Origin of the sequence: Allorhizocola rhizosphaerae (assembly GCF_003426775.1) — a bacterium.
Classification (GTDB): domain Bacteria; phylum Actinomycetota; class Actinomycetes; order Mycobacteriales; family Micromonosporaceae; genus Allorhizocola; species Allorhizocola rhizosphaerae.
On record NZ_QJUG01000076.1, the window covers coordinates 23524 to 36033 of the forward strand.

Sequence of the window (12510 nt, forward strand, 5' to 3'; positions counted from 1 at the left end):
CGGATACACCATGGAGGACACGCTCATGACGTGGCCTTCGGGCTGATCGGCCCGCGCCGCCGTGGTCGGCCGGCGTGGTCGTGGTCGGCCGGCGTGGTCGTGGTCGGCCGGCGTGGTCGGCCCGCGCCGCCGTGGTCAGCCCGGCGGGATCCGTCCTTTGTGGACCTGCCGCTTGCCGGGATCGCCGTCCCGCTGGGCATGGGTGTGTGGCGGGCCAACGGCAACCAGGCGGTGTCGGCGCTCGCGCCAGCCCTCGCCGAGCACCGGCTGCGCGGACCCGCGACTCAGCGGAGGTGATTTATCAGCTGGTACATGACGTGGTCCTGCCACCGCCCGGCGATGTGTAAGTATTCCGGTGCGTAGCCGTAGCGCACAAACCCGTTGCGCTGCAGCACGCGCTGCGAGCCGGTGTTGTGCGGCAGCGTTTCCGCCTGGACCCGGTGCAGGCCCAGCTCCTCGAACGCCACCCGGATGATGGCCCGCACGGCCGCGGTCGCGACCCCGCGGCCGTTGTGGGCCTCGCCCACCCAGTAGCCCATGCTGCACGACTGAAAAGGACCGTAAACGATCCCGTTGAGCGTGATGCGCCCGATGATGTCGCCGCCCGCGTCGACGATGACGTGGGGCAGGTTGGTGCCCCGCTGATGCCGCTCAAGCGAATCCTCGATGAGTGCGGCCTGTCGCTCGACCGTGAAGTATTCGTCGTCGCGCAGCGGCTCCCACGGCGCGAGGAACTCCCGGTTGGCGCGCACCAACTCGGTCAGGGCGGGTGCGTCTTCGGGTCGCACGAGACGCGTCGTGACAGTCATCATTTCGAAGTATGACTCACGCGATTACTACGAGGGTTACACGTCCGGATGGCCGTCCGGGTTCAATGAAACCGGCCACATTGGATCTGCTAATTGACAAAATTAGATATATGATCAAATGATGGTGTGTCGTGCAGGCGGTGGGCACGATGAGAGGGTGGGCTGTTTGCTAGCCGGCCTGTCACTGCGAGAGCTGGAAGCGGAGGCGCGCGGGTGCCTGGAGGAGTCCGTCTTTGACTACTTCGCCGGGGGCGCCGACGACGAGGTCACAGTCCGGGCGAACGAGGCAGCGTTCGCCCGGATCGGGATCGTGCCCAGAATCCTCCGCGCGCAGACGCCACGCCTGACCACCACCCTGCTGGGCACGGAGCTGCCCCTGCCCGTGGTGATCGCGCCTACGCCGTTTCACCGGCTGGCCCACCCCGACGGTGAGCTCGCCACGGCCCGCGCCGCCGCGGCCGGGCGCACGCTGATGGTGGTCAGCATGGCCGCGACGGCCCGGCTGGAGGAGATCGCGGTGGCCGGTGACGGCGGGCCGGGGTTGTGGTTCCAGCTCTACGTGCAATCCGACCTCGGGTTCACCGAGGCGCTCGTGCGGCGCGCCGAGAAGGCGGGCTGCCGCGCGCTCGTGGTCAGCGCCGACAACCCGCGCCTGCCCATGCTGCCGGGGTTCGCCTGCGAGAACATGCGCGACCCCGAGGACGGCCAGATCCGGCCCATCCGCCACACCGCCGACCTGGCGTGGAAACACCTCGACTGGCTGCGGCAGATCACCACGCTGCCGATCGTGCTCAAGGGCGTCAACCACCCGGCCGACGCCCGCATGGCCGTCAAACGCGGCATCGACGGGATCATCGTGTCCAACCACGGCGGTCGGCAGCTCGACACCGTTCCCGCCGCCATCGATCTGCTGCCGGCAATCGCAGACGCGGTGGCCGGCAGGGTTCCGCTGCTGCTCGATGGCGGCGTGCGGCGGGGCACCGACGTCGTCAAGGCCCTCGCGCGGGGCGCGGCGGCGGTGGCCGTGGGTCGGCCCGTCGTGTGGGGCTTGGCCGTGGCGGGTGAGGCAGGAGTCCGCCACGTCCTGGAAACCCTGCGCGACGAGCTGACCCACGCCCTGGCCCAGAGCGGGTGCTCGGTCGCGTCGGAGGTTACATTGACCTTCCCCGATTAGAAATCAAAATCCATTCCCTCATCCAGTACCTCGCCCAGCACCATGCCGCCGAGGACCCCACCGGCCACGCCCGCGGCCACGGCGCCCGCACCGTGCCCGTGGCCGTGCGGCTTGTGGTGGCCGCCGTGGCCGAAGGAGCCGTGCTTGGCCACCGCCTCGCGCACCCAACCGTCCACAACGGACGCCCAGTCGGCGCTGCCGACCTGGTCGTGGCGCACGTGGTAGCGGCTGAAGGTGTCATGCGACGAGCCGAGGAAGCCCCGCCGGTCGAACTCGAGCACCACGTCCACCCCGGTCGCTGACGTCACGAACGTGACCTCGACCTGGCGCACCTTGCTCGCATAAGCCGGGGACGCGAAGAACTCGATCTCCTGGTAGAACGGCAGCGTCTGGTGCACGCCGTAGATCTGGCCGCGCTCCAGGTCGGCACGGGCGAACCGGAAACCCAGCCGCAGGAACGCCTCCAGCAGCGCCTCGTGGATGGGCAGCGGCTGGATCTGCAGCGGGTCGAGGTCGCCCTTGTCGACTGCCTTGGCCACGGCCAGCTCAGTGCGCACGCCCATTGTCATGCCGTGCAGGTGCTGCCCGTAGAACGAGGTGATCGGGGCCTCCCACGGGATGTCGAAGCTGAACGGCAGCGCGCGGGTGTCACCGGCCGGAAGCGCGAACGCGCCCGCGACATGCACTCGGTGGAACTCCACGTCCTTGCTGTAGTCGTGGTCACCGCTTTCCACCTCGACGCGGGTGACGAGCCCGAGCGACACATATTCGATCTGGGTGTCGTGGTCGCCACCCTTGATGTGAACCTGACCGGTGACCTGCCCGCCCGGGCGGGTCACGGGGGAGGCCAGCACGGTGTCCACCGACGGGCCGCCGACGCCCAGTTTGGCAAGCATCTTCTTGAAGACCATGGGGTCCTGTTTACCAGGTCGAGACAACCGGCGACCTCAGGGGAAGCCCGCATATCCGGTTGGGGTCGCGACCGGTACGACGCAGACTGATCGCGACGGCGTGACAGGCGACTGAACGCTGTCGCCTCCGACGCCCCGCAGCTCAGCTGTCGGCGCCGGACAATCTTGGCGCTGATGCTGAGGGCATCCTCGGCAATCAAGAACCAATCGCCATCATCGAAGCCGACCCCGCGCACTCCATCCGCCGCCTCCAGCAGACCTCAAGGCGCGCCTCAGTCACCAACCCGACAGGCGTATGACCTGGGGTGCGGGCGGGCGAGAGGCGACGGTACCTTGTCGCTGCTGCGCGACCCCTCAATGATGGTCAGATGCTGTACCGCCGCCGATATGTCTGGGTGACGGTCGCCGCATGCGTGGCGGTGGTGCTGGCCGGTCTCGCGGCGTGGAAGCTGACCCGCGACACCCCGGACGGGTCGGCGCGGGCGCTGGCCGATCGGCTCGCCGCCCGTTCGTGGTCATCGGTGGCGAAGACGAGCGCGGCATGGATGTGGTGTGGATTGTGCTTCAGGGCAATTCGGTGACGGGTGCTGGCCGGGCACGGCCGGCCGGAGGCCAAGGCCGCGTGCCGGCCGTTGCGGCCCGTAGGGCCGCTTTGATCCTGAAGAGAACAATTCGGCAATCAAATTCCGTTAGCGCTGTCGTGACTCGGATGATGCTTTACATCGCTGTCTCGGGTGATGCTTGACAGGTGCTGGCTGCGGCTTGCTGATCATTTGATGTTTGCGGGCATCGGATGGTCGGGAGCCGGGATTGGCATTGAGGCAGTTGTCTACGACGGAGCAGCGGTTCCGGGCGGTTATGGCAGTGGAGTCCGGCGCCCGGGTGGGTGAGGTGGCGTTCCAGTTCGGGGTCTCCCGGCAGAGTGTTCACGCTTGGCTGATCCGCTATCGCGAAGGCGGGTTGGAGGCGCTTGGCGACCGATCGCATCGACCCAAGTCGTGTCCCCATCAGGCGTCGCCTGAGGTGGAGGCGGCGGTGTGCGAGATGCGGCGGGCGCATCCGCGGTGGGGTCCGGTGCGGATCGAGTATGAGTTGGGACGCAACGGTTGTCCGGGTCCGGTGCCGTCGAAGGCGACGGTGTACCGGATTTTGTTGCGGCATGGGTTGATGGCGGGTCGCAAACGTCGCCGGGGGCGCGAGGATTACATCCGTTGGCAGCGTGGCAAGCCGATGGAGTTGTGGCAGATGGACATCGTCGGCCGGGTGCTGCTTGCCGACGGCACTGAGGCGAAGGTGGTCACCGGAGTGGACGGCCACTCCCGGTTCGCGGTGATGGCCAAAGTCGTGGCCCGGCCGACAGGTCGAGCGGTCTATGTGGCGTTTGCTGAAGCGCTGCAACGGTTCGGTGTCCCGGAAGAGGTGCTGACCGACAACGGCAAACAGTTCACCGACCGGTTCGGCAAGGGCGGTGAGGTGCTCTTTGATCGGATCTGCCGTACCAACGGGATCGTTCACCGGCTCACCCAGCCAGCCTCTCCGACCACCACGGGGAAGGTGGAACGGTTCCACCAAACGTTGCAACGGGAGCTGCTGGATGACTGTGGCCCGTTCCCGGATGTGGCGGCGGCGCAGGCGGTCATCGACGCGTTCGCGGCCGAGTACAACACGCAGCGGCCGCATCAGTCGTTGGACATGGCTACCCCGGCAACGTTGTTCGACACGACCGCGTCGAAGCAGACGCTTGAACTGATTCCGTTGCGGCCGCCCGATTTTCTGGCCGAGTCAACACCAGCCGGGAAGGCACCGGAGTTGTCCGGGCCTGCGCCGGTGGTGTCGCCCCCGCAGGCCGATGCCGTTGCCGACCGGTCGTTGCCGGTGGTGTGGCCGGCGCTCGACCCGCAAACCCTTGAGACGGCCAGGGTTTCCCCGGCGCAGGCGCAACGCGCCATCAAAGCCGGCCGGGCTGCTGCGGGCACGGTGTTCGATCATGGGCCGGTGGAGTTCGATCGGGTGGTGCCACAATCGGGGAATCTGGAGGTGCTGGGCAAGCAGTTTTGGTTGGGCCCGGCGCGGGCGGGGCTGTTGGTGACGTTGTGGGCCGACACCCAGGTCACCCATTTGAGCGTGAACGGTGATCGGGTCAAGTCGGTGCGTTCGCACCTGTCGATAGCGGATCTGGCTGTGCTGACCAGGCTGGGTGCCCGGCCAGCCGGTCCCTCGCCGCTGCCGGTCACGCCCGTTGGGCCGGTGGAGGCGATCGAGGTGGATCGGGCGGTGGGCACCGGCGGGTTCGTGTCGCTGGGCAACCATATCGTGAAGATGAACGAGCTACGCGCCGGGACACGGGTTGGTATCCGCCTGGACGGGTCAACCCTGACGCTGTTCGACCTGGACACTCGGGAGTTGCTGCGATCCCACCCGAACCCGTTGAGCCCGGCGGAGATGCTCAAGGTCCGCGGTGCCCGCCCGGCAGGACCCATGCCGCAGCCGCGCACCGATCCGATCCCGGTGCAACGGCGGGCGTCGGGCAGCGGCGGGATCTGCGTATGCGGGCAGAAAGTCGCCCTCGGACGCCAGCACGCCCGCAAAATCGTGACCGTTCACGTCAGCCATGACATGCTCACCGTCGAACTCGACGACGGGACCCGCACCGTGCGGCGCACCACCACCCAACCCGTCTTTCCATGTCAAAGCCCAGCGATCCCGAAAGGTCACCACAATGGATCAGCCTGTGTCACCGTAGATGTGTTGCTGGCATAAGGTTTTCGACGAACGTGCGGAAATTGGATGCGAGATGAAGTTCGTGATCCATCTCATTGTCGATCCACGTGACGGTGGGTTCGCCCTCGGTTCCACAGGTTCGATAGTCCAGCGCTACCCAGTAATGGCCTTGCCCGCTTAGCAGCACGACGCCGGGTGGTAGATCCCACTCCTGCACCAGGTACGGGGTGTCCAGCAGCGTCGTTGCCCCGGTATCGGTGGCTGGCCCGATGCCGAAGAGGTGATCGAAGGGCACGCAATCCTCGGCGTAGAAGTTGGGCTCACTCGAGCACTCGCTCCAGGCGTCGGCTACCGCTCCGCCGTTCTGGATCTGAAGCAGCTGCACCAGCGCGCCAGGAAGCTTGACGCCCAACTGGCGCTCTGCCGTGATCACCGCGCCCGGTGTCAGAGGAGCAAGCACACCGTACGAAACGGCCGTATCCCAGAACGTCCCTGCCACCTGCTCAAACGGCGTCACGCCGGCCATCTTAACGGCCACGCGTTGCGGTCGATCTGGAAACCATGCAAGCTGTTGGCGACCCCCGCAAGGTCACCAAAATCTAGGTCCACCGGTCAAGGATCAACCGATCCCCATCGGTAAAGGATCAGGCGAGTCTAGGCAAACCCGTTGGCAGAGCTGGAATCTTCAGACCGAACGACGCACGGAGCCCGCTGGCCTGTGGCGAACTTGAGCGAGCTCGCGCGACGCAGAACAGCGGCCGTCGTATACGACAGGCGGCTGTTAAGATCCCTCGTCGTTGCCGATGTCAGAGACTGGTTCCTTGGGTCCAATCCCGAGAGGACAACCCCATACGGCCAGTCCGTCTTCAACGCGGACCGATAACGGATGAGGATGCTCATGGCATGCTGGCACCGCAGCTTGAACGGCTTCTATGACCTCATCCTGTAGCGAGTTCGCCAGTTGCGCGATCGCCTGCTGTGTAGGGACATCCTGTGAGAAATAAGAAGTGATAACCCACGAAGGGTCCGAGGCCTTAGCCGCCCGTACCAGAACGGAACGAGGTGCAGGCAAGCCCTTCGGAAGAGAGTGCCCAGGAACAGCAAACTCGGACTCTTCTGACGGGATCACCTCAACAACTGCCCACTCCGTATGCTGGTGGCGCAAGCGATTCAAAACCGCTTGCGCCACCAGGGCAATCCTATCGAGTGCTAACGCCACGAGGCTTATTCTGCCATGTAGAAGCTTCCGGCGATCGTTCGGGCCGCTGTGCCACCAGAGCCGATGTTGTGGCGCCAGGTGAAGTAGTCCTGAAACTGGACATAGCTAACTGACAATACTGGGTTCATGGTGCCATGAAATTGGTACGAGGGTGGAACAAAATGGCTGGCGTTCTGCCCCGCCCGATGGCCGTTGACCCACCAGATGAGCCCCATTTCAGAAACGTTGCCGACCACCGAGGCCTGATTTGACGCCGAAAGCCGGAATCCCCAAGGGATCGTCGCGGGGAGCCGCAGTAGTACTGGTAGGTGAAGCTCCCGTTGGAGTCGCCGAAACCGCCGGATTCCCAGCAATACACGGGCCAGTTCGCCGGGTAATCTGCTGGCTTTACGTCGTTGACCTGACTACCCGTCATCGAGGCGCGGATCGTCGTCGCTTCAGCTGTGCTGATCGGCTCGTCGAAAGTGAGCTTCAGCTCGGAGTAGGTGTCGCTGATAGTCCGAGCAGTGCTCATTGACGCACCTGTGCGGCGATGGTCCGCGCGCACGCCAGGGACTCGGTGTGCGTGGTGTCCACCTCCAGGTCGTAAGCGACGCCCAGGTGGACCATTTCCGCCTGTGACGCGGCCATCCCCTGGACCCGGTCTCCGCGGGCGATCTCGCGGCCGGCGGCGACCGCGCCGTCACACCTGACGCCGACCCACAACACGTCCAGCCCGGCAAGCGCCTTCTGCCAGCGCTGCTGCGACCCGCCTCCGGCGAGGAAGACGTCATCGAGGATGACCCGTGCGCCCGCACGGACCATCGCCGCGACCCCTTCCATCCACGCCAGCTGAAGTCTGCCGAACTTCGGCCCGACATTCACCGTGCCATCCGCAGCGAACTCGATGCCCGCGCCGGCGGTGCGCATGGACGCGGGCATCGCGTCGACCAGCGTGTCGACTCCGAGGGCAAGCCACGGAACCGGCAGGATTGCCTGCAGGCACCGGGCGATTCCGGACTTGCCCGAGCTCGATCCACCGTTGAGCACGATCACCCGAGTGGTCACCGCATCACACTAGACCTCCTGTTAAGGGAGTCGTGTCCGGTGCACGCCGCCGTCGATCGTCCCGGCGTAGAGGTAGCCGTCCGGGCCGATGGCGAGGCGCGTCGTGTCGAGGTTTTGCAGACTGCTGGAGATGTTGTGCCACGTGTGGCCGCCGTCGGCGGAGCGCAGGATGCCCCGCCCGCCCTTGAGGACACCGTTTTCCCAGTAGCCGGTGGTGGCGGCGTAGAGGGTGGTGCCGTGCTGCACGAGGTCGGAAACCTTGAGCGGCAGGTTGCCGGTGTCGGTATCGCGCACGCGACCGTCTGCGAGGATGCGGATCGTCTTGCCACCGACGATGAGGCCGCGCGGCGTGTGCAGGACAGACGTGACCGGGCCGTCGGCCAGCTTGGTCTTCGTGACGCCGTTGTCGTCCGTGCGGTACAGGCCGGAATCGTCGCCCAGCCACCAACGGTCCGGATTGGACGGATCGCCGGCGATCGCCGTGATCGGTGTGTCGTGGTAGAGGCTCTTCCATGTGGACCCGCCGTTGGTCGTGCTGTAGAGGCCGCTCCCGCCCAGCGACCAGAAGCTGACCGCGATGCGGTTGGGGTCGGCCGGATGCACCGCGAGGGCGATCGGGACCTCCGCCCACGTGCCCTTCGTCTCCCACGTGGCCCCGCCGTCCGTGCTGCGCTCCACGTTGAACGAGCCGAAGGCGCTGCGCTGCACGCGCCACGCGACCCCTTGCGAAACGGTGATGTGGCTGACCGTCACGCCGATGTAGCCCTCGCCGCCCGAGGCGCCCCACTCGGGACCGGCGATCGGCAGGGTCGCGCGGTAGAGCCCCGATGAGGTGCCGGCGAGAAGGGTGTTGCCGCTGAAGGCCAGGGCGTTGATGGAGATGCCTTGAACCCCTATTCTCTGGTACCCGCTGCCGTCCGCGCTGCCACGGTAGACTCCCGCGCCTTCGGCGCTCAAGGTGATGCTGCCGTCCGCCCACCGGTCGTAATCGGTGAACACGGCCGAGTCGAGCGGCTCTTGCAGTGTGGACCAGGTGCGCCCGTTGTCGCGGCTGACCCGCGAGCCGATGACCGTGCCGATCATGAACAGGTCACTGCCGGACCGCTTGAGCATGAAACCCCAGACCGGGTGATCGAGCAATGTGGACCAGCTGCGGCCCGCGTCATAGGAGCCGACAACGCCGATTCTCGGGATGAGCGCGGCTACCACCGTGCCGTTGGCCACGAGGCCGTAGACGAAGCCGTCGCCCGCGTCGTAGACGAGCTCGGCCTCGCCGACGACGCCTCTGCGCACCCACACTCCCTTGCTCGTGCTCAGATAGAGGTCGGCGCCGCCCATTGCGGCATACCAGATTTCACCGTCCACTCCGGACGGATAGGCGGTCCACGAGTCGCCCGCATCCGTGCTTACGGCGATGCCGTCGGCCATGACCGCCACGAGCGTTCGTGTTTGCTCGTCGGCGACCAGTGTGAGGATGAACCCGGCCGGCACGGGCAGCGCCCGCCACGTCTTGCCCCGGTCGTCGGTGCGCAGCACCTTGCCCAGACCGGTCACGGCATCGTTCACCGCGTACCAGAACCGCTCCGATCGTCGGGCGTCCACGACCACCGTGCCCAGCTGGATCCCGCCCGCGACGGGAAGCCGGTTGAGCTGGGTCCAGTTGCGGCCCGCGTCGGTGGTCAGCCACGGCCCGGCCTTGTTGTACTGCGTCATGACGGCCTGTTGCGGCGCGCTCGGTGAGAGGGCCAGATCGCCGCCCTCGCTGAGCGGACCGACCGGCTCCCACCGGATTTTGCGCGCCTCCTCCGGCGTCACCTCGAATCCGCTGGTGCCCGTGAGCACCTGCCCGCTTGCGGCGGTCGCGCGCACGGACACCTGATAGGCACCCGGCGCATAGCCCGAAAGCGAAGCCGTGTACCAGTTTCCGTAGGCGTGCGTGGCCGTGACGGTCTTGCCTCGCACGGTCGCCGTCGGTGCCTGCGCGAGCGGCGCGTAGCTGTAGATGTATGCCGTGGAGGTGCCGTCGCTCGGGTCCGGCGAAGTCTGCACCACCAACGGGCGCACGACCAGCAGATATGGCACGCGAATCGCGGGCCCACCGAGCAAAGGCGTGACCGTGACGAGACCCTCGATGGTCGTGTCGGCGTGCGGATTGTCGGCCCGGACCGTGACCGTCACGGTCGTGGCCCGCCCGGCGGGCAGGAGCACCCACTCGCGGCTCACGCGCACGTCCCGGCTTCCCGTGCCCAAGCGGGCCAGGACCGCCCGCGAGCCCGTGTTGCGCACCGTCAACCGGCGCGAGGCGCCCACGTCGCGTGTGGACAGATCGGCGAGCCCGAACGACAGCACGGGCGGGCTTGCCGTCAGGGTCGCGTTGGCCGCCCCTGCGACGTCAAGTCGGCCTGCTCCGCGGGAGCCGACCTCCGTACCGGATAACGATTTTGAAGAATTCACCAACCTGGAGTGAATCTCGGCGGGTGACTGTCCGGGGTTCAATTGGCGCAACAGTGCCGCGGCCCCGGCGACGTGCGGTGCGGCCATGGAGGTGCCGGACAGGCGGTACTGCCCCGGCTCGAACAGCGCCGTCGGGATGGTCGAGCGGATTTCGACGCCCGGCGCGACCAGGTCGGGCTTGAGCCCGAAGGAAGGCGACGGCCCGCGCGACGAGAACGGGGCGATCTGGTCGGTCACGTCCTCGCCCTTGATGGTGACCCGCACCGGCCCGGCCGCCAGCAGCCGTGTCATCTCGTCATACTGCGTCTGGTCCATGCCCAGGACCACGAGGCGGTCCATCACCAGCAGATCGCCGGACGCCTTCACGCGCACGCCGGCATCGGCCTTGATGGACGGTCCATTTTGGACCGTCCCGGGGAAGCCGCCAAGCAACGCGATCGCGCCACGGGTTTCGGCCTCGCGTGCCAGCTCGATGTCCCACGACGTCAGATCCTGTTTGACCCGTGGCACGAACGTCTCGAATCGCACGATCTTGCCCCGCACGTCGGGCGCGGTCGCCCAGTCGGGCACGTGCACGACCTCGGCCGTCACGGGGGAGCCGGGCGGGTTGGCGGAATGCGCGCCACGCCAGGTTTGCAGCAGGCCGTTGCCCAGATAGGCGCTCGGCATGCGCAGGTTGCTCGTCGACGCGCCCACGGCGATGACGCTGTCGGCGACCGCGGGGGAGCTGACGGAGTCGCGATAGGGGCCCGCGTTTCCGGCCGCCGCGACCACCACCACGCCTCGCTGCGAAGCCGCCTTGGCGGCCAGGCTCATCGGGTCGGACCCGTCGCCGGGCCCGCCCAAACTGAGGTTGATGACATCGGCCTGACCGGACGCCGCCGCCTCGATGGCCGCGACGATGTCGGACGTATAACCGGAGCCTCTGTCGTTGAGCACCTTGTAGGCCACGATGGTCGCCTCGGGCGCGACACCTGTGACACCGCCTGGCGCGGCGGCCATGCCTGCGATGATGCCTGCGACGTGCGTGCCGTGCCCGTGGTCGTCCATGGGGTCGGCGTCGCCGTTGGCGAAGTCGTATCCCTTGACGACACGGCCGGCCAGATCAGGGTGCGTGTAGTCCACGCCGGTGTCGATGACCGCGACGCGCACGCCGCGGCCCGTGGCATTGTGCTTCTCGCGTACCTCGGTGGCGCCGATGAGGCTCGTGCTCACGTCGACGTGCGCCTTGACGGGTGCGTCGGGCCACACGGCGCGCACGCCCTTCAGCTGCTTTATCTCGCTGTCGGAGGCCGTCATCGCCACACCGTTGATGAGGCCCAAACGCTTGCCCGCCATGGCGGTCGTCACAGCGTTGTCCTCGAACAGCACGATCACTCGCCGCTGCGGACCGGGCGGCGCGGCCACGCTGGTGTCGCTGATGAGTCCGGCCGCGCCCAGGACCACCGTGACGCAGGCGGCCAGAGATCTCTTGTTCATGTTGTCCGTCCTAGTCGGGCCAGGATGTAAGGAGCAATGCCCGGGTCTGGCCTATTGCTGCCCCTGTCATCTTTGGGCCATGATTTCCGCAGCGGTCGGGCCCGGATCGCTACGCGCCCGGCCCCAACCGCGCAAGAGCACGGCTTCGCCTGAACGGAGTAAGACCTTGATTTCGGCAGCGGTCGGGCCCGGATCGCTGCGCGCCCGGCCCCAACCGCGCAAGAGCACGGCTTCGCCTGAACGGAGTAAGACCTTGATTTCGGCAGCGGTCGGGCCCGGATCGCTACGCGCCCGGCCCCAACCGCGCAAGAGCACGGCTTCGCCTGAACGGAGTAAGACCTTGATTTCGGCAGCGGTCGGGCCCGGATCGCTACGCGCCCGGCCCCGACCGCGCAAGAGCACGGCTTCGCCTGAACGGAGTAAAACCCCTCGTGACCTCGGAACTGACCGCTGCCGGCGTGGACCCCTTTGATGAGGAGGTGTACCGGGCCATCCTCGTGCGCCCTTCGGCCGCGCCCGGCGAGCTCGCCGCCGACCTCGGCCACAACCCGGAGCGCATCTCCCGCGCACTGGACCGGCTGCGCGACCACGGCCTGGTCGGCCGGCTGTCCGGGGCGCGCAGGCGATATGCCGCAATCGAGCCGCAGGCCGCGATCGGTGCGCTGGTGCGCGCCCGCGCCGCCGAGCTCGACCGGG

At 67.2% G+C, this 12510-nt stretch carries 10 protein-coding genes and 1 pseudogene; 5 read left to right on the forward strand and 6 right to left on the reverse strand.

Going from position 1 to position 12510, the window contains the following annotated elements:
* Positions 1–30: 30 nt before the first annotated feature.
* A complete protein-coding gene (locus DM816_RS18090; protein WP_117211423.1) occupies positions 31–297 on the forward strand; it encodes a hypothetical protein in 267 nt (88 codons plus the stop codon).
* On the opposite strand, the gene DM816_RS18095 is transcribed toward DM816_RS18090, so the two are convergent.
* Positions 285–809, reverse strand: coding sequence for a GNAT family N-acetyltransferase (locus tag DM816_RS18095; RefSeq protein WP_117211429.1), 525 nt, complete (start codon positions 807–809; stop codon positions 285–287). The two genes, DM816_RS18090 and DM816_RS18095, sit on opposite strands and share 13 nt — an antisense overlap.
* A 157-nt stretch (positions 810–966) precedes the next feature.
* Here DM816_RS18095 and DM816_RS18100 point away from each other — a divergent pair, with 157 nt between their 5' ends.
* Positions 967–1983, forward strand: coding sequence for an alpha-hydroxy-acid oxidizing protein (locus DM816_RS18100; protein ID WP_246002018.1), 1017 nt, complete (start codon positions 967–969; stop codon positions 1981–1983).
* Here DM816_RS18100 and DM816_RS18105 read toward each other — a convergent pair.
* A complete protein-coding gene (locus DM816_RS18105; protein ID WP_117211424.1) occupies positions 1980–2894 on the reverse strand; it encodes a sporulation protein in 915 nt (304 codons plus the stop codon). The genes DM816_RS18100 and DM816_RS18105 overlap by 4 nt on opposite strands.
* 368 nt (positions 2895–3262) lie before the next feature.
* Here DM816_RS18105 and DM816_RS18110 point away from each other — a divergent pair, with 368 nt between their 5' ends.
* Together DM816_RS18110 and DM816_RS44555 are read left to right on the forward strand one after the other, a co-directional pair.
* Positions 3263–3475, forward strand: coding sequence for a hypothetical protein (locus tag DM816_RS18110; protein ID WP_117211425.1), 213 nt, complete (start codon positions 3263–3265; stop codon positions 3473–3475).
* A gap of 244 nt (positions 3476–3719) precedes the next feature.
* Positions 3720–4988: pseudogene (locus DM816_RS44555) on the forward strand (IS481 family transposase); the annotation flags it as partial.
* A gap of 640 nt (positions 4989–5628) precedes the next feature.
* Here the strand turns inward: DM816_RS44555 and DM816_RS18120 are convergent.
* The 4 genes from DM816_RS18120 to DM816_RS18130 all read right to left on the reverse strand — a co-directional run bounded on the left by DM816_RS18120 (position 5629) and on the right by DM816_RS18130 (position 11814).
* A complete protein-coding gene (locus DM816_RS18120; RefSeq protein WP_211588752.1) occupies positions 5629–6132 on the reverse strand; it encodes an SMI1/KNR4 family protein in 504 nt (167 codons plus the stop codon).
* 707 nt (positions 6133–6839) lie between these two features.
* A complete protein-coding gene (locus tag DM816_RS42670; RefSeq protein WP_162907587.1) occupies positions 6840–7070 on the reverse strand; it encodes a hypothetical protein in 231 nt (76 codons plus the stop codon).
* A gap of 274 nt (positions 7071–7344) precedes the next feature.
* The gene (gene cpt / locus DM816_RS18125) at positions 7345–7881 is read right to left on the reverse strand and encodes a chloramphenicol phosphotransferase CPT (protein WP_117211427.1); all 537 of its coding nucleotides are present in this window, start codon (positions 7879–7881) and stop codon (positions 7345–7347) included.
* A gap of 21 nt (positions 7882–7902) precedes the next feature.
* Positions 7903–11814 carry a S8 family serine peptidase gene (locus tag DM816_RS18130; RefSeq protein ID WP_117211428.1) on the reverse strand — a complete coding sequence of 1304 codons (3912 nt, stop codon included), beginning with the start codon at positions 11812–11814 and terminating at the stop codon, positions 7903–7905.
* Between the two features lie 431 nt (positions 11815–12245).
* Between DM816_RS18130 and DM816_RS18135 the strand changes: the two genes are divergently transcribed.
* Positions 12246–12510, forward strand: a 265-nt coding sequence (locus DM816_RS18135) for a helix-turn-helix domain-containing protein (protein WP_246002019.1), incomplete at its 3' end; no start/stop codon positions are given.